This window comes from Pseudomonas sp. GW821-FHT10B02 (assembly GCF_059415665.1).
In genome coordinates this window covers 22,844-46,138 of record NZ_JBWKNR010000012.1, presented here as the reverse complement: position 1 = coordinate 46,138, position 23,295 = coordinate 22,844, and the positions used below count along the sequence as shown (strand labels likewise).

General features: G+C 63.4%; 19 protein-coding genes and 1 pseudogene. 9 read left to right on the top strand and 11 right to left on the bottom strand.

What is annotated here, in order from left to right; genetic code table 11:
- Positions 1-120: 120 nt before the first annotated feature.
- The 4 genes from AC07OF_RS18300 (at position 121) to speA (ending at position 4,368) form a co-directional block, all read left to right on the top strand.
- Positions 121-1,194, top strand: coding sequence for a DUF2333 family protein (locus tag AC07OF_RS18300; protein WP_038615057.1), 1,074 nt, complete (start codon positions 121-123; stop codon positions 1,192-1,194).
- Positions 1,195-1,197: 3 nt separating this feature from the next.
- Complete coding sequence (locus AC07OF_RS18295) at positions 1,198-1,734, top strand: NUDIX hydrolase (RefSeq protein ID WP_476446067.1); 537 nt, start codon at positions 1,198-1,200, stop codon at positions 1,732-1,734.
- Between the two features lie 195 nt (positions 1,735-1,929).
- Positions 1,930-2,301, top strand: a complete 372-nt coding sequence (locus tag AC07OF_RS18290; RefSeq protein WP_010221702.1) for a translation initiation factor Sui1 — start codon at positions 1,930-1,932, stop codon at positions 2,299-2,301.
- Between the two features lie 153 nt (positions 2,302-2,454).
- Positions 2,455-4,368: an arginine decarboxylase gene (speA, locus tag AC07OF_RS18285; RefSeq protein WP_038615050.1), complete on the top strand. Its 1,914-nt coding sequence runs from the start codon at positions 2,455-2,457 to the stop codon at positions 4,366-4,368.
- 126 nt (positions 4,369-4,494) lie between these two features.
- Here speA and AC07OF_RS18280 read toward each other — a convergent pair whose 3' ends face one another.
- Complete coding sequence (locus AC07OF_RS18280) at positions 4,495-5,835, bottom strand: MATE family efflux transporter (protein WP_191830779.1); 1,341 nt, start codon at positions 5,833-5,835, stop codon at positions 4,495-4,497.
- Between the two features lie 101 nt (positions 5,836-5,936).
- On the opposite strand from AC07OF_RS18280, the pseudogene AC07OF_RS18275 reads away from it, so the two are divergent.
- A pseudogene (locus AC07OF_RS18275) lies at positions 5,937-10,838 on the top strand (alpha-2-macroglobulin family protein); the annotation flags it as partial.
- An 18-nt stretch (positions 10,839-10,856) separates the two neighbouring features.
- Here the strand turns inward: AC07OF_RS18275 and AC07OF_RS18270 are convergent.
- Positions 10,857-11,150 (bottom strand): hypothetical protein, encoded by a 294-nt coding sequence (locus tag AC07OF_RS18270; protein ID WP_038615042.1) that lies wholly within the window; start codon positions 11,148-11,150, stop codon positions 10,857-10,859.
- 104 nt (positions 11,151-11,254) lie between these two features.
- On the opposite strand from AC07OF_RS18270, the gene pbpC reads away from it, so the two are divergent.
- Both pbpC and AC07OF_RS18260 read left to right on the top strand, forming a co-directional pair.
- On the top strand, positions 11,255-13,588 hold the full coding sequence (gene pbpC, locus AC07OF_RS18265) for a peptidoglycan glycosyltransferase PbpC (protein WP_495073298.1): 2,334 nt from the start codon (positions 11,255-11,257) through the stop codon (positions 13,586-13,588).
- A gap of 119 nt (positions 13,589-13,707) precedes the next feature.
- Positions 13,708-15,372 (top strand): ShlB/FhaC/HecB family hemolysin secretion/activation protein, encoded by a 1,665-nt coding sequence (locus tag AC07OF_RS18260; RefSeq protein WP_495073297.1) that lies wholly within the window; start codon positions 13,708-13,710, stop codon positions 15,370-15,372.
- Here the strand turns inward: AC07OF_RS18260 and AC07OF_RS18255 are convergent.
- The 3 genes from AC07OF_RS18255 to AC07OF_RS18245 form a co-directional block, all read right to left on the bottom strand.
- A complete protein-coding gene (locus AC07OF_RS18255) occupies positions 15,363-15,773 on the bottom strand; it encodes a response regulator (RefSeq protein WP_157194361.1) in 411 nt (136 codons plus the stop codon). The genes AC07OF_RS18260 and AC07OF_RS18255 overlap by 10 nt on opposite strands.
- A 68-nt stretch (positions 15,774-15,841) precedes the next feature.
- A complete protein-coding gene (locus tag AC07OF_RS18250) occupies positions 15,842-16,624 on the bottom strand; it encodes a response regulator transcription factor (RefSeq protein WP_157194360.1) in 783 nt (260 codons plus the stop codon).
- A 133-nt stretch (positions 16,625-16,757) separates the two neighbouring features.
- Complete coding sequence (locus AC07OF_RS18245; RefSeq protein ID WP_157194359.1) at positions 16,758-17,228, bottom strand: prepilin peptidase; 471 nt, start codon at positions 17,226-17,228, stop codon at positions 16,758-16,760.
- Positions 17,229-17,302: 74 nt separating this feature from the next.
- On the opposite strand from AC07OF_RS18245, the gene AC07OF_RS18240 reads away from it, so the two are divergent.
- On the top strand, positions 17,303-17,431 hold the full coding sequence (locus AC07OF_RS18240) for a hypothetical protein (protein ID WP_408635357.1): 129 nt from the start codon (positions 17,303-17,305) through the stop codon (positions 17,429-17,431).
- Positions 17,428-18,645 carry a PAS domain-containing protein gene (locus tag AC07OF_RS18235; protein WP_495073296.1) on the top strand — a complete coding sequence of 406 codons (1,218 nt, stop codon included), beginning with the start codon at positions 17,428-17,430 and terminating at the stop codon, positions 18,643-18,645. Before AC07OF_RS18240 ends, AC07OF_RS18235 begins: the two co-directional genes overlap by 4 nt.
- 10 nt (positions 18,646-18,655) lie before the next feature.
- On the opposite strand, the gene AC07OF_RS18230 is transcribed toward AC07OF_RS18235, so the two are convergent.
- The 6 genes from AC07OF_RS18230 to AC07OF_RS18205 all read right to left on the bottom strand — a co-directional run bounded on the left by AC07OF_RS18230 (position 18,656) and on the right by AC07OF_RS18205 (position 23,213).
- Entirely contained in the window at positions 18,656-19,216 is a 561-nt protein-coding gene (locus tag AC07OF_RS18230) for a DUF4136 domain-containing protein (protein WP_157194357.1), read from the bottom strand.
- Positions 19,217-19,235: 19 nt separating this feature from the next.
- Entirely contained in the window at positions 19,236-19,871 is a 636-nt protein-coding gene (locus tag AC07OF_RS18225; RefSeq protein ID WP_495073295.1) for a DUF4136 domain-containing protein, read from the bottom strand.
- A gap of 19 nt (positions 19,872-19,890) precedes the next feature.
- Positions 19,891-20,640 (bottom strand): methyltransferase domain-containing protein, encoded by a 750-nt coding sequence (locus tag AC07OF_RS18220; protein WP_157194355.1) that lies wholly within the window; start codon positions 20,638-20,640, stop codon positions 19,891-19,893.
- Positions 20,637-20,942, bottom strand: coding sequence for a MazG-like family protein (locus AC07OF_RS18215; RefSeq protein ID WP_495073294.1), 306 nt, complete (start codon positions 20,940-20,942; stop codon positions 20,637-20,639). The genes AC07OF_RS18220 and AC07OF_RS18215 overlap by 4 nt, the downstream gene beginning before the upstream one ends.
- A 61-nt stretch (positions 20,943-21,003) precedes the next feature.
- Positions 21,004-21,858 (bottom strand): MaoC family dehydratase, encoded by an 855-nt coding sequence (locus AC07OF_RS18210; RefSeq protein ID WP_495073293.1) that lies wholly within the window; start codon positions 21,856-21,858, stop codon positions 21,004-21,006.
- A 2-nt stretch (positions 21,859-21,860) separates the two neighbouring features.
- Positions 21,861-23,213 (bottom strand): 3-oxoacyl-ACP reductase, encoded by a 1,353-nt coding sequence (locus AC07OF_RS18205; RefSeq protein WP_157194352.1) that lies wholly within the window; start codon positions 23,211-23,213, stop codon positions 21,861-21,863.
- Positions 23,214-23,295: the final 82 nt, after the last annotated feature.

The window sequence follows — 23,295 nt, the reverse complement described above, 5'->3', positions numbered from 1 at the left end:
TGCAACGATACTTGCCGACCCCGGCAGGCGGCGCGCCGTGGAATTACCACACAGCGCTGGCACGAAGCCCGGGGGTTGCGGTCGAACCCCTTGAACCGACGTGACAGAAAGGACAACGCCATGCTGGACTGGAAAAACCGTACAGGCAAAGCCGAAGCGCGCGAGCGGGTCGAGCCCCGCAGTGCCGCCACCCGCAGCTATTTCGGCGGATTGTTCTTCAGCCGTGCCCTGGGCACGCTGATTGGCCTGTACCTGCTGGTGTGCATTGGCCTGGGTTGGTACTGGAGTGCCGAGCCGGACCTGTTCCCGGTCCAGCAGAATGCCCAGGCTGCCGCCGAGATGACCGGCCAGCAGATGGTCGTAGGCTACACCACCGTAGAAACCCTCAAGACCGTTGCCGGTACCTTGCTGCACAAGCCGGGCGGCTACATTTCCAACGACCGCTTTCCGCCTGGCTTGTGGATGGACAACATGCCCAGTTGGGAATACGGCGTGCTGGTCCAGGTCCGCGACTTGAGCAGGGCCCTGCGCAAGGACTTCGCCCGCTCGCAGTCGCAGTCCGCTGAAGACGCCGACCTGGCCAAGGCCGAACCGCGTTTCAACTTCGACAACAAGAGCTGGATCCTGCCGTCGAGCGAGTCGGAGTTCCAGGAAGGCATCAACTCCCTGACCCGCTATCAGAAGCGTCTGGCCTCGCCGGATCAACAAGGCGCGCTGTTCTACACCCGTGCCGACAACCTCAACAACTGGCTGGGTGACGTCGCCACCCGTCTGGGCTCGTTGTCGCAGCGCCTGTCGGCCAGCGTTGGCCGGGTCAAGCTCAACAGCACCCTGAAGACCGAGTCGGTGGTTGCCGGCCAGGCGCCGCAGCTGGATGAAGAAGTGGTCGAGACCCCGTGGCTGCAGATCGACAACGTCTTCTATGAAGCCCGTGGTCAGGCCTGGGCGTTGTCGCACCTGCTGCGCGCCATCGAAGTGGACTTTGCCGATGTACTGGCGAAGAAGAACGCCACGGTCAGCGTGCGCCAGATCATTCGCGAGCTGGAGGCCTCCCAGGAGCCGCTGTGGAGCCCGATGGTGCTCAATGGCAGCGGCTTCGGCATGTGGGCCAACCACTCGCTGGTCATGGCCAACTACATCTCCCGCGCCAACGCGGCGGTGATCGACCTGCGCCAACTGCTGTCGCAAGGCTGATCGGTGAGCATTTCCGAGCAAGAGGCGGCGCACCGCGCTGCCTCGGATGCCGAACTGATCGCCTGGGTCGACGAGCACGATCAGCTGCTGGGTGCATTGCCGCGCGCCGAGTTGCGTGAAAAGGGCCTGATCGGACGCGGTACCTACATTCTGTTGTTCAACTCGGCCGGTGAGTTGTGCGTACACCGGCGTACCGAGAGCAAGGCCATTTACCCGGGTTACTGGGATGTGGCCGCCGGTGGCATGGTCCAGGCCGACGAGAGCTTTGCCGAGTCGGCTGCCCGTGAACTGGAAGAAGAGCTGGGGGTGGCCGGAGTCGAGTTGACCGCCCACGAGCGTTTTTTCTTCGACCAACCCGGCAACCGCCTCTGGTGCGCGGTGTTTTCGGCGGTCTGGGACGGGCCTTTGCGCCTGCAGCCCGAGGAGGTCAGCGAAGCGCGCTTTCTGCCGCTCGAACAGGCCTTGGCCGACAGCCGGCAACAGCCGTATTGCCCCGATTCCCTGGCGGCGTTGCAGCGCTACATCGACCGTCGGGCCTGAAGTCGCGAATCCTGTGCAAATTGGCGCAGTTTTGTACTTAGCATCTGCACAAATTATCGTTACACTGCGCGGCCTTTTAAGGCTGCCGTACCCTGGGTGCGGCAGTTGCGCTGCCCCTGCCAGAGTGGGGCTTCGCGGTCGGTACCCTGCCCGGGGCGCCGACCAGTTTTTGTCCTCACCGTACGAGGATCAAAAGTGGCCAAAAAAGCCGCATCATTCGCCGCCCTCGGTGGCCTGGTGTTCTCCACTGATGCAGGTCGGCATTGTCCGGACTGCAGCAAACCCATAGATGCCTGCATCTGCAAACAGACGCTCATCCCCGAAGGCGATGGCATTGCTCGCGTGCGCCGCGAAAGCAAAGGCCGTGGCGGCAAGACGGTGACGACCATCAGCGGTGTACCGCTGCCCCTGGAACAGCTCAAGGATCTGGCCAGCACGCTCAAGCGTCGCTGCGGAACCGGCGGCGCGTTGAAAGACGGGGTCATCGAAATCCAGGGCGATCACGTCGAGCTGTTGTTGGCAGAGCTGATCAAACAAGGCTTCAAAGCGAAAAAGTCCGGCGGCTGAAGACTGCATCGCGATTTTTTGCAATTCGCTTTCTAAACTCGTTCCCGTAGGAAGGGTCTATCCCTGAACACGGAAAATCGTCATTTCCAGGTTTTACACTGCGCCCGCCGTCCGTGGGCCGGTGTTATTCGACTTTTTATATAGGGGACTTCAATGTCCGTACGACGCACACGCAAAGATGATGGCAGCCAATGGACAGTTGCGGACAGCCGCAGTGTTTACGGGATTCGCCATTGGGGGGCCGGTTACTTCGCAATCAACGAGGCCGGCCGCGTCGAAGTCCGCCCCAACGGGCCTGGCAGCGCACCGATCGATCTGTACGAGCAAGTCGACGAGCTGCGCAAGAGCGGCCTGTCGCTGCCGCTGCTGGTGCGTTTCCCAGACATCCTGCAAGACCGCGTGCGCCAGCTGACCGGTGCGTTTGACGCCAACATCGCGCGCCTGGAGTACCAGAGCCAGTACACCGCGCTGTACCCGATCAAGGTCAACCAGCAGGAAGCGGTGGTGGAAAACATCATCGCCACCCAGAACGTGTCCATCGGCCTTGAGGCCGGTTCCAAGCCTGAGCTGCTGGCGGTACTGGCGCTGGCGCCAAAAGGCGGGACCATTGTCTGCAACGGTTACAAGGACCGTGAGTTCATTCGTCTGGCGCTGATGGGCCAGAAGCTGGGCCACAACGTGTTCATCGTCATCGAGAAAGAGTCGGAAGTGGCGCTGGTGATCGAAGAAGCGGCCGAGCTCAAGGTCAAGCCGCAGGTCGGTCTGCGCGTGCGCCTGTCGTCGCTGGCGTCGAGCAAGTGGGCCGATACCGGTGGCGAGAAATCCAAGTTCGGCCTGTCGGCCGCGCAGTTGATCTCGGTGGTCCAGCGCTTCCGTGACGCCGGCCTGGATCAGGGCATTCGTCTGCTGCACTTCCACATGGGTTCGCAGATCGCCAACCTGGCCGACTACCAGCATGGTTTCAAGGAAGCGATCCGTTACTACGGCGAGCTGCGCGCCCTGAACCTGCCGGTCGATCACATCGACGTCGGCGGTGGCCTGGGTGTCGACTACGACGGTACCCACTCGCGCAATGCCAGCTCGATCAACTACGACATGGACGATTACGCCGGTGTCGTGGTCGGTATGCTCAAAGAATTCTGCGATGCCCAGGGCCTGCCGCATCCGCACATCTTCTCCGAGAGCGGCCGCTCGCTGACGGCCCACCACGCCATGCTGGTGGTACAGGTCACCGACGTCGAGAAACACAACGACGAAGTGCCGGTGATCGACAACAAGGAAAGCCTGCCCGAGACCGTACAGTGGCTGGCCGATCTGCTCGGCCCGACCGATATCGAGATGGTCACCGAGACTTACTGGCGTGCCACGCACTACATGAGCGACGTGGCCGCGCAGTACGCCGACGGCAAGATCACCCTGGCCGAGAAAGCCCTGGCCGAGCAGTGCTACTTCGCCGTGTGCCGTCGCCTGCACAACTCGCTCAAGGCCCGTCAGCGTTCGCACCGCCAGGTGCTGGACGAGCTCAACGACAAGCTCGCCGACAAGTACATCTGCAACTTCTCGGTGTTCCAGAGCCTGCCGGACACCTGGGCCATCGGCCAGGTCCTGCCGATCCTGCCGCTGCATCGCCTCGACGAAGAGCCGATGCGCCGCGCGGTGCTGCAGGACCTGACCTGCGACTCCGATGGCAAGATCAACCAGTACGTCGACGAGCAGAGCATCGAGACCAGCCTGCCGGTGCACGGCATCAACGAGGGTGAGGACTACCTGCTGGGGATTTTCCTGGTCGGTGCCTACCAGGAGATTCTCGGTGACATGCACAACCTGTTCGGTGACACCGACTCGGTGAACATCTACCAGAACCCCAACGGCAGCGTGTACCACGCCGGTATCGAGACCCACGACACCATCGAGGACATGCTGCGCTACGTGCACCTGTCGCCGGAGGAGTTGATGACTCATTACCGCGACAAGTGCGCCAGCGCCAAAATCACCGCGCGTGAGAAGACCCAGTTCCTTGATGCCTTGCGTCTGGGGCTGACCCGCTCTTCGTACCTGTCGAGCTGATCACTGATGCGGGTCGCGCGCAGTCACTGACTGCGCGTTGACCGCATCGCCGGCAAGGCCGGCTCCCACAAGTTTCTTATCAGATCCACTAGAACCCTGTGGGAGCTGGCCTTGCCAGCGATGGCTTTAGCGGGTAAACCACCCATCCCGCCGCTGCAACCGCCAGCCCATCACCCCCAGCGTCACCCCGCGCAAGGCCATGAACAGCAGAAAGCCCAGCCACAAGCCATGGTTGCCCAGGTCCCTGGCGGCATAGGCCACAGGCAAGGCAATCGCTACGCTGAGCAACATGCCGTTGCGCATCTCCCGCGCCCGCGTCGCCCCGATGAACAGACCATCGAGCAAGTAACTCCACACCGCCACCAGCGGCAACAGCGCCAGATAAGGCAGGTACTGATAGGCCGTTGCGCGCACGCTTTCGATATCGGTCTGCATGTTGATAAACAGGTGCCCGCCAAACAGAAACAACACGGCAAAGCCACTGCTGGCCAGCAGCGACCAGCCGCAAGCCACGGTCAGCGAACGACGCAAGGCCTGGCGATCTCCGGCACCGATGGCATGGCCACACAAAGCCTCGACCGCATGGGCCAGGCCATCGAGGGCATAGGCGGTAAGCAGCAGACCATTGAGCAGCAGGGCATTGGCAGCCACGGTAGCCTCGCCCAGGCGTGCGCCCTGCACGGTGATCAGGAAGAACACCGCCTGCAAGGCCAGGCTGCGGATGAAGATGTCGCGGTTGACGGCCAGTAGCGGTCGCCAGCTTTGCCAGCGCGCCAGCAGGGCCCAGGCAACCTGCCCCGGATAAGCGCGCAAGGCCGGGCGGGTCAGGGCCAGGCCGAGCAGGGCAGCACTCCATTCGGCAATCACCGAGGCCCTTGCAGAACCGATCACGCCCCAGTCCAGGCCCAGCACGAACCACAGGTTGAGAGCGATATTGAGCAGGTTGGTGGTCAAGAGAATCGCCAGCGGCGCCCGGGCGTTCTGGGTGCCGAGGAACCAGCCGACCAGGGCAAAACTGGCGAGCGCTGCCGGCAGGCCTAACAGACGGGTCTGGAAAAAGTCCTGGGTCGATTGCTCCAGCGCCGCCGAGGGCTGCATCAATTGCAGGGCCAGGTGACTGAAGGGCAGGGCGAGCAGGCCCAGCAGCAACGCGAACAGCAGCGCCAGCAACAAACCCTGCACCAGCACCTGGCGCAAGGCTGCGCCGTCGGCCCGCCCGGCCGCCTGGGCGGCAAAGCCGGTGGAGCCCATGCGCAGAAAACCCATGACCCAGGCCAGGAAGGTGTACAGGCTGGCACCCACGGCGACTGCACCCAGCTGGTGGGCATGCGGTAGGTGACCGATCACCGCGCTATCGACCAGCGCCACCAGGGGGACGGAAATATTCGAGAGAATCATCGGCGCGGCCAGGGCCCAGACCTTGCGGTGGGTCGGGCGGTCGCGCCAGTCGGTCAACAATCGGGACATGTCGGCTCCAGGCAAGCCGGACATTGTAGCCGCAGCGCACGGAGACGGCCTGGTTGATATATAGTTCTTCCCTCAGAACCTGCTGCCAAAGAGTTTTTTCCATGCTCAACAAAGGATTGTTGCTGGCCTGCGTGCTGGCCTTGCTCAGCGCCTGCGACTCGTCTGCCCCAGACAAGCCAGCCCCGGCTCCGGCCTCTACGCCTGCGCAGACTCAGGAAGCCGCCAAGCCGGCCCGTGAAGACGCCGCGACCCTGGCCAAGCGTTATGCCGGTCGCGAACTGAGCGTGGTGGATGTCTCGGAAGTTCAGGTCGATGGTGCCAGCGCACTGTCCTTGAGCTTCTCGGTGCCACTGGATGCGCAGCAGAATTTTGCCGACCGGGTGCACCTGGTCGACACCGTCAAAGGCAAAGTCGATGGCGCCTGGGAGCTCTCCGACAACGGTATGGAGCTGCGCCTGCGCCACCTCGAGCCGCAACGCAAATTGGTGCTGACCATCGATGCCGGCCTGCAGGCCGTTAACGGTGAACGCCTGGCCGCCGAGTCGGTAAGCCGCCTGGAAACCCGCGACATGCAGGCCACCATCGGCTTCGCCAGCCGCGGTTCGCTGTTGCCGACGCGCCTGGCCGAAGGGCTGCCGGTGATCGCCCTGAACGTCAACAAGGTCGATGTCGAGTTCTTCCGCATCAAGCCTGAGTCGCTGTCATCGTTCCTCAGCGCCTGGGGCCGCAACAGCAGCCTGTACTACTACCAGTCGAAAGAAACCCTGGACATGGCCGAGCTGGTCTACAGCGGCCGTTTCGACCTCAACCCGGCGCGCAACACCCGCGAAACCGTGTTGCTGCCGATCGCCGGGATCAAGCCGCTGCAGGAGCCGGGCGTGTACCTGGCGGTGATGCGTGCTTCGGGCACTTACGACTACTCGCAGCCAGCCACCCTGTTCACCCTCAGCGACATCGGTGTGTCCGCGCACCGCTACCAGAACCGTATGGACGTGTTCACCCAGGGGCTGGAAGGTGGCAAGGCGCTGGGTGGCGTCAACCTTGAGCTGCTCGACGCCGAAGGCCGGGTGCTTGGCCAAGGCAAGACCGACAGCGACGGCCATGCCCAGCTGCCGATGCCGCCAAAGGCGGAAACCCTGCTGGCCCATCAGGGCGTGCACACCACCATGCTGCGCCTGAACAGTGCGGCGTTGGACCTGGCGGAATTCGACATCACAGGTCCCCAGGCCAATCCCCTGCAGTTCTTCGTCTTCGGTCCACGCGACCTGTATCGCCCAGGCGAGACTGTGCTGCTCAATGGCCTGTTGCGCGATCAGGACGGTCGTCCGCTGAAGCCGCAGCCGGTAACCGTGGAAGTGCGCCGGCCCGATGAGCAGATCAGCCGCAAGTTCGTTTGGGAACCGGGTAGTAACGGCCTCTACCAGTACCAGCTGCAACTGGCCACGGAAGCCCCGACCGGGCGCTGGCAGTTGCTGTTTGACCTCGGCGGTGGCAAGAAGCAGATCTACGAGTTTCTTGTTGAAGACTTCCTGCCCGAGCGCCTGGCCCTGGAGCTCAAAGGCAGCGATGAGCCGCTGAGTCCTGAACAGAGCGCCGAGATCGACGTCAATGGCCGCTACCTCTACGGCGCCCCGGCCTCGGGCAACCGCTTGAGCGGCCAGGCGTATGTCCGCCCGCTGCGCGAAGCGGTAGCGGCGTTGCCGGGCTATCAGTTCGGTTCGATCACCGAGCAGGAGCTGAGCCAGGACCTGGAGCTGGATGAAGTCACCCTGGACGCCAACGGCAAGACCACCATCAGCATCGAAAGCAAATGGTCCGAAGCCCGTTCGCCGCTGCAACTGACGGTGCAGGCCAGCTTGCAGGAGTCCGGTGGCCGACCGATCACCCGGCGCCTGGAGCAGCCGATCTGGCCGGCCGAACGCCTGCCGGGGTTGCGCGGCTTGTTCGACGGTGAAGAAACCGACAGCGATGCTCCGGTGGAATTCGAAATGCTGGTTGCCGATCGTGACGGCAACAAGCTGGCGGCCAACGGCCTCAAGGTGCGTTTGATTCGCGAGCGCCGTGACTACTACTGGAACTACTCGCAAAGTGACGGCTGGAGCTACAACTTCAACGAGAAGTTCCTGACCCAGAGTGAAGAGACGGTCAACATCAAGGCGGGTTCGACCGCCAAGCTGACCTTCCAGGTTGAATGGGGCCCGTACCGCGTCGAGGTCGAAGACCCGCAGACCGGCCTGGTCTCCAGCGCGCGCTTCTGGGCCGGCTACCGTGCCCAGGACAACGCCGACGGCGGTGCCGTGCGTCCGGATCAGGTCAAGCTGGCCCTGGACAAACCGTCCTACGCCGATGGCGCTACCGCCAACGTTACGGTCACGCCACCTGCGGCCGGTACCGGTTACCTGATGGTCGAATCCAGTGAAGGACCGCTGTGGTGGCAGGAGATCGACGTGCCGGCCGAAGGCAAGACTTTCGCCATCAACCTCGACCGTAAATGGGCGCGCCATGACCTGTATGTCAGCGCCCTGGTGATTCGTCCGGGCGAGCGCAAGGTCAATGCCACGCCCAAGCGTGCGGTCGGGGTGCTGCACCTGCCGCTGGACCGTGGCGAACGCAAGCTGGCGGTGACCCTCAGCGCGCCGGAAAAGATGCGTCCCAAGCAGCCGTTGACGGTCAAGGTCCAGGCCCGCAATGCCGACGGCAGCGTGCCTAAGCAGGTGCATGTGCTGCTGGCGGCGGTGGACGTGGGCATTCTCAATATCACCGATTACACGACGCCGGATCCGTTCACCGGCATGTTCGGCCGCAAGGCTTACGGCGCCGACCAGCTGGACATCTATGGCCAGTTGATCGAAGCCGGTCAGGGCCGTCTGGCCAGCCTGGCCTTCGGTGGTGATGCGGCGATGGCCAAGGGCGGCAAGCGACCGAACACCAGCGTCACCATCGTCGCCCAGCAAAGCGCGCCGGTGACCCTCAACGAAAACGGCGAAGGCGAGGCCAACGTCGATATCCCCGACTTCAACGGTGAACTGCGCCTGATGGCCCAGGCCTGGACTGATGAGCGCTACGGCGTGGCTGAAGGCAAGACGGTGGTCGCCGCGCCCTTGATCGCCGAGCTGTCGGCACCGCGCTTCCTCGCCGGTGGTGACAGCACCACCCTGGCGCTGGATGTCTCGAACCTGTCCGGGCAGGCGCAAAAGCTCAACGTGCGCCTGAGCACCGAAGGCCAGTTGAGCCTTATGCGCGCAGCCGAACAAACCCTCGAACTGACCCAGGGCAAGCGTGTCACCCTGCTGGTACCGGTGCAGGCCAACGGTGGTCTGGGCCAGGGCAAGGTCAAGGTCGAGGTGCTGGGGCTGCAACTGCCGGGTGAAACGGCCACAGCCTTCAGCCGCGAATGGACTCTGGGCGTGCGTCCGGCTTACCCGGCCATGCTCAAGCACTACCGGGTGGCGCTTAACGATCAGCCGTGGAGCCTGCCGGAGGCTGATCTGGCCGCATTCGAGCCGGCCGGTCTGGAGGCGATGCTGGCCTTGTCCAGCCGTCCGCCGTTGAACCTGGCCGAACAGATCCGCGCCCTGGAAGCCTACCCTTATGGCTGCCTGGAACAGACCACCAGTGGTCTGTATCCCTCGTTGTATGCCGATGCCGCGACCCTCAAGCGTCTGGGCATCACTGGCGAGCCCGCCGAGGTGCGCAAGCGCAAGATCGAGATGGGCATCGAGCACTTGCTGGGTATGCAGCGCTACAACGGCAGCTTCGGCCTGTGGAGTTCGGATTCCGAGGAGGAGTACTGGCTGACGGCCTATGTCACCGATTTCCTGCTGCGGGCTCGCGAGCAGGGCTACGCGGTGCCTGCCGATGCCCTGAAGAAGGCCAGCGAACGCCTGCTGCGCTATCTGCAGGAGCGCAACCTGATCGAGGTGAACTACAGCAATAACGCCGAGCACAGCCGTTTTGCCGTGCAGGCCTATGCCGCTCTGGTGCTGGCCCGTACGCAGCAGGCGCCGCTGGGTGCGCTGCGCAGCCTGTTCGAGCGGCGTAGCGATGCCCGCTCCGGCTTGCCTTTGGTGCAGCTGGCCATTGCCCTGGAAAAAATGGGTGACAAGCCCCGCGCCCAGCAAGCCTTGCAAGCGGGGCTGGCGGTCAGTCGCAACGACAGGGACTGGCTAGGCGACTACGGCAGCCCGGTGCGCGACCAGGCCTTGATTCTGGCCTTGCTCGAAGAGAACAACCTGGCCAGCACCCAGCTGGATCAACGGCTGTTCCAGTTGTCCGACCAGGTTGCGGCCAGCCAGTGGTTGTCGACCCAGGAACGCAACGCCTTGTTCCTCGCCGGCCGCGGCTTGCTGAACAAGCCAGAGGGCAAGTGGTCGGCGCGTCTGGACAGTGCGGGCGAACTGCGCGACCTGGACAGCGCGCAATCGGGTCTGAAACTGGAAGGGCCACTGCTGGCTTCGCCGCTGACGGTGCAGAATCAGGGCAGCGACACCTTGTATCAGCAACTGACCCTGTCCGGTTACCCACGCTACGCCCCGGCGCCAAGCAGCTCCGGCATGAACATTCGTCGTGAGTACCTGGGTTTGAACGGTCGGACTCTGGATATCCGTGCGCTCAAAAGTGGTGACCTGGTGCTGGTGCACCTGGCCGTGACTGCTACGTCCCGGGTACCGGATGCGCTGGTGGTCGACCTGCTGCCTGCCGGCCTCGAGCTGGAAAACCAGAACCTGGCGCAGAGCGCGGCGAGCCTGGACAACGCCAGCAGTGCGGTCAAACAGTGGCGCGACTCGATGCAGAACGCCAACGTCGTGCACCAGGAGTTCCGTGATGATCGTTATGTCGCGGCATTGCCTGTGGACAGCTACGGCACTACGCACCTGCTGTATTTGGCGCGTGCAGTGACCCCGGGTACTTACCGGGTGCCGCCGCCGCAGGTGGAATCGATGTATCGACCGAACCTGCAGTCGGTGGGTGAGTCGGCAGGTGAGATGGTGATCAAGGCCCGCTCCCACAAGGTCGTTGTGCTAGTGAATGATCCAGCTCAGCACCCACAACCCCAGCACCAGCCAAATGATGCCGAGGATGATCGAGGCACGCATGAAGGCACGGATGGCCGAGTACAGCAGCATCAAGCCGATGATCAGGGCAACGATGCTGACCAGCGAGGTGTCCATGCCCAATGTGCGCGCCAGGCCATCGATGAAGTTGCCACCGGCGTTGGCCAGTAGGTTGAACAAACCGCTCAGGCCATCGACGACAAAGCGGATCAGTGCTCCCAACGCCTGGCCGAGCCACTCGAAAAAACCTTCTACATGCATAGTTGCTTCCTGATGATCGTATCGGCTCGTTGGCCGTTGCCAAACCTTTGGCTGTGTATTGGCCTGCTCGGTTCCCTGTCCATCGCCAGCGACACGGAGGCCTGATGCCCATCTTAGCTAAACGCCTGAGCGTCGTATCGGCTGTCGTGCTGTTGTGCGGCGCGCTGTTGTGGGCTGCCGACCGCCTGTGGCCTTTGCCGCTGCCGGCCGATGACCTGGCGCGTGTGGTGCTGGCCGAGGACGGCACGCCGTTGTGGCGTTTCGCCGATGCTGATGGGGTCTGGCGGTATCCGGTCAGTGCCGATCAGGTGTCGCCCTATTATCTGCAGGCGCTGCTGACCTATGAGGATCGCTGGTTCTACCAGCATCCAGGGGTCAATCCGTTGGCCCTGGGCCGTGCTGCCTGGCAAAACCTGCGTGGCGGGCGGGTGCTGTCGGGCGGCAGTACCCTGTCGATGCAGGTCGCGCGTCTGCTCGATCCGCATTCGCGCACGGTGCCTGGCAAGCTGCGTCAGTTGTGGCGTACCGCCCAGCTGGAGTGGCACCTGAGCAAGGCGCAGATTCTTGAAATCTACCTCAATCGCGCGCCGTTCGGCGGTACCTTGCAGGGTGTGGCAGCGGCCAGTTGGGCCTACCTGGGCAAGTCGCCGCAATACCTGACCCCGTCTGAAGCGGCCATGCTCGCGGTACTGCCCCAGGCGCCGAGCCGCTTGCGCCCGGACCGTCACCCGGCACGCGCGCAAGTGGCCCGCGACAAAGTGCTCAAGCGCCTGGCCGAGTACCAGGTATGGCCGCAGCAACGCGTCATTGAGGCGATGGAAGAGCCATTGTTGCTGGCACCGCGTCAGGAGCCTGCGCTGGCACCGTTGCTGGCGCGACGCCTGAACCGGCCGCACAGTCCGCCGCTGATCCGCACCACTGTCGATGCCGCGCTGCAACGGCGCCTGGAAGACTTGCTGCTTGGGTGGCGCGCCCGCCTGCCCGAGCGCACCTCGGCGGCGATCCTGGTGGTGGAGGCGCAGACCATGGCGGTACGCGCTTACCTTGGCTCGGTCGATCTGAATGATGAACGCCGTTTCGGGCATGTCGACATGATCACCGCGCTGCGTTCCCCCGGTTCGACCCTCAAGCCTTTTCTCTATGGCATGGCCATGGACGATGGCCTGATTCATTCCGAATCCTTGCTGCAGGATGTGCCCAGACGCTACGGCGATTATCGCCCGGGGAACTTCTCCATGGGCTTCAGCGGCCCGGTGGCGGCCAGTTCCGCCTTGGCGCTGTCGCTCAATCTGCCTGCGGTGCAGTTGCTCGAAGCCTATGGTCCCAAGCGCTTTGCCGCGCAAATGCGCAATGGCGGTGTGCCGTTGACCCTGCCACCGTTGGCCGAGCCGAACCTGTCGCTGATCCTGGGCGGCGCTGGCAGTCGCCTGGAAGACCTGGTGGCCGGTTACGGCGCGCTGTCACGCGGTGGAATGAGTGCGCCCATGCGCTTGCAGCCGGACGCACCACTGCTCGAACACCGGCTGCTGTCGCCGGGCAGCGCCTGGATCATCCGGCGCATTCTCAGTGGACAGGCGCGCCCGGACCGCGATCCGCATGCTGAGCTGGTACAGCGTCCGCTGCTGGCCTGGAAGACCGGCACCAGCTATGGCTTTCGCGATGCCTGGTCGATTGGTGTCGGGCCGCGCTATCTGATCGGTATCTGGATCGGTCGTCCGGATGGCACCCCGGTGCCCGGACAGTTCGGCCTGGCTTCGGCGGCACCGTTGATGCTGCAGGTCCATGATGTGCTGAGCAACCGTGACAGCCAGCGCGGCATTGCCGTGCCGGTGGCCGCAGTGCCGGAGAATGTCGGGGTGGCTGCGATCTGCTGGCCGCTGGGCCAACCGCTGGCCCGTCAGGACAGCAATTGTCGGCGTCAGCGTTTTGCCTGGACCCTGGACGGCACCACGCCGCCAACCTTGCAGGCGGCCGACCAGCCCTTGAGCGTCGGTTTGCGCGAAACAGTCTGGGTCAACACCCAAGGACAGCGGGTGGATGCCAGTTGCCCGGGCGCCCAGGCCAGGGAAATTGCCTTGTGGCCGGCACCGCTGGAGCCCTGGTTGCCCCGCGTGGAACGTCGCGAAGCGCGGCTGCCGCCGGTTGATCCGCACTGCCCACCGCAAGTACCGGCCACCGCACCGCCGCTGTCCATCGTCGGCGTGCGCCAGGGCGATCAACTGCGCCGTCCGGCCACCAGCAGCGAACCGTTGCGTCTTGAGGTTTCTGCGCTGGGCGGCAGTGGTCGGCGCTGGTGGTTCCTCAATGGCGCACCGCTGGGTGAGTCGCAGGGCCAGGAGCACTTGAGCGCTCGCTTCGAGCAGAGCGGGCGGGTGGAATTGAGCGCGCTGGACGAGAGCGGCCAGACCGCGCGGGTCGAGTTTCAGATCAATGAATGAACGGGCTGCATGGCAGCCCTCCATTCTGATTAGACGACGATGCGCACACCACCTACGCTTGAACCAGACGAGGGAGCCGTCCTGGTGCTCTTGTATCTGCCGGGATCATGGAGCGTCAAATGCGTCCGTTGGCCGTCGCGGTTCTCAGTCTTTCTTGGGCAAGCGGGCTGAGCGCCGGATCGCTGCCAGTGTTTCTCGATAGCAATGAAGTCGAACGCAGCCTGCCCGCGCCAAACCTGCCCGCCGACAGCTATCGCCCCGGCACGCCGGGCTTGCATGTCGCCACACCCGCAGCACCGCCGCTGCAACTGCCGATAAACACGCGGATCCTGTTGCACAAGGTGCGCTTTGTCGGTGGCACCCTCTATCCGCTGAGCGACCTGCGCGACAACTATCAACAGCTGGTCAATCGCGAGATCACCCTGGGTGAGTTGGTCGAAGCCACCCAGCGCCTGACCCGGCGTTATCAGCAGGATGGTTACCTGTTGTCCTACGCGTACCTGCCGCCACAGGACTTTACCGATGGGCGTGTGCAGGTGGTGCTGGTCGAGGGCTACATTCGCGACTATGAACTGCAAGGTGATATCGGACCGGCGTCCGCCTATCTGCACACGCTCGCGGGCAAACTCAAGGCCGAGCGCCCGCTCACACGCAAGACCTTGCAACGCTATACCGCCCTGATGAGCCGGGTGCCTGGCGTTACATTGCAGGCCCAGGTGCCGCCTGGCGACGCCAATGGTGCGAGCACCCTGGTTGTTCAGGCTTCGCGCCAGCCCTTCAGCTCGACGCTGGATCTCAGCGATGGCAACCGCGAGGACCCGCAGGCGCTGCTGGCTGTCAGCAGCAATGCGCAGACTGCGCTGGCCGAGCAAGTGAGCTTCACTGCACTGTTTCCTCCCGGTGATGAGCATGAGCATTACTACCGCCTGGACTACGCCCAGTACCTGGACAGCGAAGGCAGTCGGCTGAACCTGTCGGCCACGCGCTACCGCAGTGATCCAGGCGCCCTGGTTCGCCTGAACAACGGCACCGACCTCAAGCAGCATCGTGAGCATGAGCGCTATTCGATTGGTCTGAGCCAGGTCGTAACGGCTTCCCCCGAGGAGTGGCTCAACGTTACCGGGCGCCTTTATGCAGTGAGTGACGACACCGATTATCAGGCTGTCGACACTGCATTCAAGAGTCGGAGCCGTACCGACCTGCGCGCCCTGGCCTTCGAAGGCGACTGGCGCCAGACCGATCCCCGGCAATTGCGCATCCTCAGTGTCGGCGCCTATCAGGGCATGGATTACCTGGGGGCAAACACCGACAGTGATGTCGACCTGGACTTTCTGCGCCTGCGGGTGTCCGGGTTGCAGAGTGATCGCTATTTCGACAATTGGCAGGGTGTGGTTTCGGCGGCGCTGAACTGGAGCAACGACAGTTTGCCGGACAGTGAGCGTGCAGTATTTGGCGGCCAGAGTTTCGCCCGTGGTTATCCCGCCGATCAGGCTTCGGGTGACAAGGGCTGGGGTGTGGCATATGAGCTGAACTACAGTTTCAACAGCGATGGCCACTGGTTCAAGCGGGTGCAGCCCTATGTGGTAGTGGATGCCGCACGCAGCTGGTTCAACGAGCTTGAAATTCGCGACTCACGCTTGTCTTCGACAGCACTGGGGGTGCGCGTTGGCGATGCACGCCACTACAACATTTCCCTGGAAGCGGCCAAACCGATGTCGGACATCGCCCTCGACAGCCTCGACCGGCAGCCACGCTTTACCCTGAGTTTCAGTTTTCAACTGTAATCGCGTGGCGAGCGTGGCTTGGGAAAGAGGTTATCCAGGGTTTCCAGCAGGCGGATGTGATAGATCGGTTTGCGAAACAGGTCCAGCACCTGCGGACGTAGCAGGTCACTGATGTCGTCCATGTCGGCATGAGCGGAGGTGGCGATCACCGGCAAGTGCTGGCGGGCAGTGTGCTCGCGCAAGCGCTTGATCAGTGAAATGCCACTCTCTTCCGGCATATGCAGGTCGGTGATCACCAGAGCCACGTCCGGGTGGCGGGTGAGCTGCTGCAGGGCGAGTTTTACCGAGCTGGCGGTGTGGCAGCGGAAACCCTCGGCCTCAAGCAGTTCGGCAAGGTCCAGCAACGCCTCCTCTTCGTCATCCACCAGGAGAATCTGTTCGCGCAGAGAGGAGCTTGGCATGGTGTGTTTCCATAACAGGTCAAAGGTCAGGCCGTTCAGTCCATGAAGCCCGTAGCCAGGAGGCGGGCCTAGTGCGCTGTTACCCGCAGGTGCAGTGGCGAAGTGCTCGATGACAGCGCCAGCGCCAGCTGCGTGCGATTGTGCATATGGGTCAGGCGCAGTACCTGGGACACGTAGAGCTTGACGGTGTTTTCGGTGATGCCCAGTTCGCAGGCGATCTGATAGTTGGTCTTGCCCTGGCTGACCAGGCGTGCGACTTCCAGTTGCCGGGGTGACAGTTGTTCGAAGTTGCCCGGAAGGTTCTCGGCGACCGGCTCGCTGTCGACGTCTGTGGCGCGACGCTGTGCACCCAGCCCCCGGGCTTTTTCCAGGTCCTGGTAAAGGTCGTCGATCGAATCGGCCAGGTACTGCAGTTTCTGGTTCAGGTTGCCCAGCCGCTGCTGGCATTGCTGTTGTTCCTGCAGTGCGGCCTCTTGGCGTTGCACGCCTTCGAGCAGTTCGTTCAGGTCCAGGGGTTTCTGGTAGTAGTCGGCATAGCCTGCGCGCAAGGCCCTGATTACATCCTGTTTGTCGGCTCTGTCGGTGAGCATGATCGCCTCGAAAATCCGTTGTTGCCCGGCAATCACCTTCAAGGCGCCGAACAGCTCAACGCCATCGCATTCCGGCATGTGCAGATCGCACAACACCAGGCCGATCGACGGGTCGGCGGCAAAGTTTTCGATAGCCTGGTTACTGGACAGGCACGGCAGGCAACGGTAGCCGTTGCGCTCGAGAAGCTCACACAGCTGTTCGACGACTAAGGGCTGGCCATCGACGACCAGCACCTTTACTTCACTGAGGATCCTGTTCACACGCTACTCCCTGCTGAGAAGCCCCTCTCGCCCGGAGCCTGGGGTCTTGCAATCGCTGGTCAACTCACTAGAAAGTAGTCGTACTTTGCGCCCATGTACAAGCCAGGCACGGGTTGGAGACAGGCTTGGGCGACTAATGGATCCATACACTGGCGAGCACGAAACCCGCCAGTATGAAGGGGGCAAAGGGTTGCTTGTTTGCAGATTCGTCAGTTAATTGCTTGATGCGGTTCTTGACCTTTTGACTCAACAGAGACCACAGCCAGCGACGGCTGGAGAGCCAGATCAGCACGGCTATTCCGGCGCCGATGAAGGTGCCCAGCACGTACATGCGATCGGTCGCCAGTGCCAGGGCCGCGAGTAACTTCACATCACCGGCGCCAAAGCGGCCGAGCATGTAGCCGGGCAGGGTCAGGAGCATGACGATTGCCAGCGCCCAGCCGCCTTCGCTGGCGTCGGCGCCGATCCAGGTGTGTCCGGTCATGAACAAATAGGCCAGGGCGCAGGCCGCCGCGCCGAGGGTCAGGGTGTTGGCGATCTGGCGCTCACGCATATCTTGTTCAGCGCACAAGGCAAGCCACAGCAGAAGAACAATGCTTTGCATTGGCGAAATGCATCCCTTTGTGGTGAATGATTCTATGCTGTCAGTCAGGTGTCACTGTCAGGGTAGACGCGATCATGAAAGCAAGCCTGGTCGGAAGGCAAAAAGGCGCTGCGGCGCTGGAGTTCGTTGCGGTATTCGTGATCTTTTTAGCGCTGTTCCATAGTGCGGTCAGCTACAAGCTCCAGGCGAGCCGGCAACGGTGAGTGGCGTAGCACGGTTGTTCGGGCGTTTGCGTGGGCGCTCCACACCGGTCATTGCCGAGCCGCAGGCGCCGGCCAGTATGCCCGCCGTGGGGTTGCAGATATGGCTCGACGACGGTGCCAGGGTACAGCGCCTGGCCGGCCCCTTGCGTGCGGCGCTGGCGTTGCCGGCGCACAGCGAGGTGCGATTGCAGGACTATGTGCAGCCCTACAGTCTGGTGGTGCTTGAGGGAGAGCCCGTGGACTGGCAGGCGCAGCCGCTGGATCTGGATTTCAAGGCGGTCGGTGGCGGTACGCTGCATACCCGAGGCTGGCTGCTGGGGCAGCCCGGCAACTGGCTGTTGCAGCTGTTCGACATCGGCGATCTGTTGCAACACCGTCAGCAGTCGCTGGGCGCAGAGCGCCAGCGCCACCTGATGAGCCATTTGGCCTGCGAACTACGCAATTGCAGCATCGAGCGTCTTGGGCAGGTGGCCCAGGAGCAATTGCAATGGCTGGTCCGTCATTGGCGGGCCAGCGGTGGGCGGATCCTGCTGCCGGGGGAGCAGGGCTGGCAGACTTATGCCAGCAGCAACGCGCCACTGCATTGGCCCAGTGATGATGCGATCGGACATCTGCTGGATCGACTGGCCCCGGGGCAGATGGTCTCAAGTACCGATCATGCAGACCTGCAGGCCCTACTGCCGCAGTTCGATACTTATCTGCTGCCCTATGCCCAGGGGCACATTGTCCAGGCCTGGCTGATCTGCGTCGGCCCGCTTGAGGCACTGGTTGCGGCGGATGCGCTCAGTGCCTGTGCCGCCTATGCCGAACCCCTGGTTGGCCGTTTGGCTGCATTCAATCTGCAACAACACAGTGAGCGCCTGGACAGCCTGCAACTGCAGCTCGGCGCCGGCTGGTGGCAGTGGCGTTTGAACGAAGCGACACTGCAGTTGGACCCCGGCCTGGCGAGCAGCCTGGGGATGCCGAGCCAGTTGACCATCAATCAGTGGCTGAGCCGCGTGCACCCGAGCGACCGCGATGCGGTGCAACTGGCCCTTGCTGAGCTGCAGCGTGACGGTTGTGCCTTGCACTTGAGCCTGCGTCTGCTCGACAACAACCTGCCGGCCACTGCCCGCTGGTATCGCTTGTGCGGGCAGGTGCGTGGCAGTGGCCAGCAACGCCGGCTGCAAGGTTTCATGCTCGATATCAGTGATATCAAGAGCCAGCAACGCTAGGTCAGCGCCTTTAGCGCGGCGGATAGTTCGACAAGGCGTTCATCACGGTTTGCTGGATTGCGTTGCTGCGTTCTTCGGGGCTTGGCGGGTAGTTGTTCATGATCTGCTCGGCACTGCCACGCCACACCAGCTTGCCATCCTTGGCGTCGAACATATCGACCTGGATGGTCGCCACCTTGTAGTCAACGCTGCGGGTTTCGTTGTACATCGGCCCGCCCCAGTAGTTACCCCAGTAGCCTCCCCAGGCGCCGCCATAGTTGGTGGTGATCTGCTGCTGACGCTGCTCGACGATGAGGTAGGTCTGCACTTTCAGATCGCCCTTGCTGCTGCCCTGGGCCGGGCGCAAACCACGCTGATCAAGCTGGCCGGTAACGGCCTGGCGGATGCGCTGTTCGGTCAGGTCGCTCTTGATCCGCGGATCGTCGGGGCGGTACTGCAGTGCCGGTTCCTGCCAGACCCAGCTGCGGTAGGCGGTAAAGTCACGGCTGGCGTCGTAGTCCTGAGTGATGTTGTGGCTCTGGCAGGCACCCAGCAACACCACGAGTGAAAGTAAAGCGAGACGGCACAACATGATGGATCTCCAATTGCCTTTAGCTGGGAGGATAGCCGTTGAGGGCCTTTTTCAATGATTCGCGCAGGGCCTCTTCGCGTTCGCCCTGGGAACCCTGGCTGGCGGTCTCGGCGCTGGCGCTCCAGACGGCCTGACCGTCGCGGGCGTCATACAGGTCGACACGGACCACCATCACTTCGACTTCGTAAGTGCGCACCAGCGGAGCGCTGGCATACACCCCATAGCCATTGTGGTAACGGCCGGCGCTGCCATAAGCGCCGTAGCCGCCATAGGGATAATCTCCATAGGGGTAATAATCTTCGCGCACCTGCTGCAGGCGGCGCTCCAGTTGCACGTTGGCGCTGACCAGCAGATCGCCCGCCTGGCCATTGCGTGCCGGGCGCAGGCCGCGCTGGTCGAGGGCGTTGCTGACCGCTTCGGCCAGTTGCGCAGGTTCCGCCAGGGCGCCGCCAGCCGGTAGCTGGCCGTCCTGCCAGGCCCAACTGCGGTAGCGGCCAAAGTCCCGTGGCGGTGCAGGATAAGCACTGGCATCGAAGGTAGTGGCCGCTTGCGGCGGAGCCGCAGGCAGCGGGCGGGAGCTGGCGACATAAGGGTTGCTGCTCTGGCAGCCTGTCAGTGCCAGGCATAACAGGCCCAGGGTCAAACGGTACGGCATGTCACCCTCCCGGCGTGATTCAGCGTGGTCGACAGAGCCAGTGCAGGTAACGCCCCAACCCGGCAAAGGCGGGATGGCGCCGATGCGCCAGTTCCATTTCCAGCAGGTCGGGCAACTCGGCCCTGGCCTGGAACTCGCTTGGCATGTAATCGTGAAACACCCGTACTCCGCTTTCTGTTTCGACTTGCCACAGATCTTCAAGTTGCACCCTGAGCGTGCGTGGATCAAGCGGTTTTTGCGGGGTCAGGCTTTGCTTTTCACCGGCCATGTCGTCGCGGCGCAGTTTGCGGAAATGGCCCTTGAGCAGGTTGCGATAGACCAGCGCATCACGGTTGTAGAACGCCAGTGACAGCAAGCCATCGCTGCGGGTCAGTTGGTGCAGCACCGGCAGGATGGTTTCCGGTTCCGCCAGCCACTCCAGCACCGCATGGCACAGCACCAGGTCATAGGGTTCGGTCAGCTGGCCGAGCAGGTCTTGCCAGGGGGCCTGGATGAACGTCGCCTGCTGGCCGGCTTCGGCAAATCGCGCGCGGGCGCCTTCGAGCATGGGCGCGGCAGGTTCGGCGAGGGTGACCTGATGGCCGCGCTCGGCCAGCCACAAGGCCATGTGCCCCAGGCCCGCACCGATATCGAGGACGCGCAAGGGGCGCTCGGGCAGGGTCTCGGCGAGGTCGGCCTGCAGCACTGCAAGGCGGATCGCGCCTTTGGCACCGCCGTAGATTTTCTCGGCAAAGCGCGTGGCCAGGGCATCGAAATGGCGGTCTTTCATCGGGCGAACCGCCTTTCGCTGTCGGCCAGCTTGGCGCGCACCACCTGCTCCATGTCCAGGCCCAGCTCGCTGCACAGCAACAACAGGTACAGCACCACATCGCCGACCTCCTGGCCGGCGTGCTCCAGTTGCTCAGGCGTCAGCTGGCGTGACTGGTCTTCGTTCAGCCACTGGAAGATCTCCACCAATTCGGCCATTTCAACACTGGCGGCCATGGCCAGGTTTTTCGGGCTGTGAAAGCCACGCCAGTCGTTGTTGTCACGGATGTGGTGCAGGCGTTGGGTCAGTTCGTGCAGGTTCATCAAGGCTCTCCTCAAGCTGCATAGCTTCAGGCGGGCCGCTGTGCAACGCAAGCGCGGCGTATCAGTCCAGTGGCCGCCAGCTGCCGTGCATATGTACCAGCTCGCCATGACCATCCAGGCGTAGCTGACCCTGGGCGGCGGTGGGGCTGGCGTTGAGGATCACTTCGCTGGGCAGGCGCACCGGCTTGAGGAAGTCCACTGCAATCTCGTAACCACTGACCGGCAGGTGTCCGCGTAACGCGGCAAGGGTCATGGCTTTGCTCCACATGCCATGAGCAATGGCGCAGGGGAAGCCGAACAGTCTGGCGCTGGTGGCGCTCAGGTGGATCGGGTTGTAGTCGCCGCAGACCTTGGCGTAACGGCGACCGATATCGCTGTCGGCGTACCAGCGGGTCAGTTCATCCAGAGGCTCGTTGACCGGCTCTGCAGTGGCCACAGGCTCCCCGCTCAGCTTCACGCCACGGCAGAGCATACGGCTGGTTTCCGACCAGAGCAGACCCAAGCCATCCTCAGCTTCGGTAATCATGTCGCAGGTGGCACCCTTCTCGTGTGGCTGCAGGTTCTCCACATGCACCGAGAAGCGCAGGCGGCTGACACCCCCCAGTGGGCGTACCACGCGGATGCTGTTGTGCAGATGGACCATGCCCAGCAAGGGGAAGGGGAACGCCTTGGCCGTCAGCACCTGCAACTGCAAGGCGAAGGCCATTACGTGCGGGAAGGTCGGCGGCAAGCGTCCATCGTCGCTGAAATGGCAGAGCTTGCGATAGGCCTCGAGCTGCTGCGGCCGAACCTCCAGGTAACAGCGCAATCCGCTGTCGGGCAAAGTGTCGCCAGTGATCTTGCGCTTGCGCGCGGCGCGCAGGTAAAGGCTGGAAAGTGCCGCTGTGCTGCTCAGGTCCTGCCAGTGTCGAGTCATGTTCAGGCCCCCATCACGGCCTGGCCGCAGACGCGCAGCACCTGGCCATTGACCGCGCCGGAGCCAGGTTGCACCAGCCAGGCGATGGCTTCGGCGACGTCCTGGGGCAGGCCGCCCTGACCCAGGGAACTCATGCGCCGTCCGGCTTCGCGCAGGGCGAAGGGAATGGCGGCGGTCATGCGGGTTTCGATAAAACCGGGGGCCACCGCGTTGATACTGCTACCGCGCGCAGCCAGTTTCGGCGCCCAGGCCTGGGCCAGGCCGATCAGCCCGGCCTTGCTGGCGGCGTAGTTGGATTGGCCGCGGTTGCCGGCGATACCGCTGATCGAGGCCAGCAGCACGATGCGCGCGTGGTCATGCAGGGCGCCGCTGTCGAACAGCGCCTGGGTCAGCAACTGCGGCGCCTTGAGATTGACCGCCAGCACCGAGTCCCAGTATTCGGGGGTCATATTGGCCAGGGTTTTGTCGCGGGTGATGCCGGCGTTGTGCACGACGATGTCGATGCCGCCCGGGAGCCCTTCGAGCAGTTGCGCGGGGGCGTCGGCGGCGCAGATGTCCAGCGCCAGGCTGCGCCCGCCGAGGCGTGCGGCGAGGGCCTCAAGGTCAGTTTTGGCCTGGGGTACATCAAGCAGCACGACTTCGGCGCCGTCGCGGGCCAGGGTTTCGGCAATGGCCGCGCCGATGCCGCGCGCCGCCCCGGTGACCAGCGCCTTGCGCCCGGCCAACGGCCGGGTCCAGTCCTGCACCTGCGTGGCGCAGGACTGCAGGCGCAGGACCTGACCGGAAACGAAGGCGCTCTTGGGCGAGAGAAAAAAGCGCAAGGCGCCTTCGAGCTGGTCTTCAGCATCGTCACTGACGTACAGCAACTGCAGGGTGCCCCCGGCGCGCAGCTCCTTGGCCAGTGAACGACTGAAGCCTTCCAGGGCGCGTTGGGCGACTTGCGCCAGCGGGTCATCAAGCTGTTCCGGCGCCCGCCCGAGGATCACCACATGGGCGCAGGGCGCCAGGCTGCGCAGCAGCGGCTGGAAGAACTCGCGCAGTTGCTTGAGCTGGTCAATGTCGTCCAGCTCGCTGGCGTCGAACACCACGGCCTTGAGCTTGGGGCCAAGGCCCGCGACCCATTCGGTGGCGTTCAGGTCGGGGCTGGCGAAACTGTAAATTTCATCGGTCAGGCGTTGGGCAAACGCCTCGACTTTGTTCGCCAGGGGGCCGCCGCCGAGCAGCAACGCGCCTTCGACCGGGCGCAGACGGCCGGCCTGCCAGCGTTCCAGGCGAGCAGGGCTGGGCAAACCGACGGCACCGACCAGGCGGCGGCCGAGATCGGAGTTGGCGAAGTCGATATAGCGGTCGCTCATGTGCGGCTCTCCCTGAAATAAGCTTCAAAGTGTGGACCATCTTTGGCCGTTGGTCGTTCGAACGCTGAAAAAACACCTACGC

Bases quoted from the DNA above. Each gene is read 5' to 3' on its own strand.
- AC07OF_RS18300 (WP_038615057.1), top strand. From the start codon at position 121: ATGCTGGACTGGAAAAACCGTACAGGCAAAGCCGAAGCGCGCGAGCGG.
- speA (WP_038615050.1), top strand. From the start codon at position 2,455: ATGTCCGTACGACGCACACGCAAAGATGATGGCAGCCAATGGACAGTT.
- AC07OF_RS18280 (WP_191830779.1), bottom strand. From the start codon at position 5,835: ATGTCCCGATTGTTGACCGACTGGCGCGACCGCCCGACCCACCGCAAG.
- AC07OF_RS18270 (WP_038615042.1), bottom strand. From the start codon at position 11,150: ATGCATGTAGAAGGTTTTTTCGAGTGGCTCGGCCAGGCGTTGGGAGCA.
- pbpC (WP_495073298.1), top strand. From the start codon at position 11,255: ATGCCCATCTTAGCTAAACGCCTGAGCGTCGTATCGGCTGTCGTGCTG.
- AC07OF_RS18260 (WP_495073297.1), top strand. From the start codon at position 13,708: ATGCGTCCGTTGGCCGTCGCGGTTCTCAGTCTTTCTTGGGCAAGCGGG.
- AC07OF_RS18255 (WP_157194361.1), bottom strand. From the start codon at position 15,773: ATGCCAAGCTCCTCTCTGCGCGAACAGATTCTCCTGGTGGATGACGAA.
- AC07OF_RS18245 (WP_157194359.1), bottom strand. From the start codon at position 17,228: ATGCAAAGCATTGTTCTTCTGCTGTGGCTTGCCTTGTGCGCTGAACAA.
- AC07OF_RS18240 (WP_408635357.1), top strand. From the start codon at position 17,303: ATGAAAGCAAGCCTGGTCGGAAGGCAAAAAGGCGCTGCGGCGCTGGAG.
- AC07OF_RS18230 (WP_157194357.1), bottom strand. From the start codon at position 19,216: ATGTTGTGCCGTCTCGCTTTACTTTCACTCGTGGTGTTGCTGGGTGCC.
- AC07OF_RS18225 (WP_495073295.1), bottom strand. From the start codon at position 19,871: ATGCCGTACCGTTTGACCCTGGGCCTGTTATGCCTGGCACTGACAGGC.
- AC07OF_RS18220 (WP_157194355.1), bottom strand. From the start codon at position 20,640: ATGAAAGACCGCCATTTCGATGCCCTGGCCACGCGCTTTGCCGAGAAA.
- AC07OF_RS18215 (WP_495073294.1), bottom strand. From the start codon at position 20,942: ATGAACCTGCACGAACTGACCCAACGCCTGCACCACATCCGTGACAAC.
- AC07OF_RS18210 (WP_495073293.1), bottom strand. From the start codon at position 21,858: ATGACTCGACACTGGCAGGACCTGAGCAGCACAGCGGCACTTTCCAGC.
- AC07OF_RS18205 (WP_157194352.1), bottom strand. From the start codon at position 23,213: ATGAGCGACCGCTATATCGACTTCGCCAACTCCGATCTCGGCCGCCGC.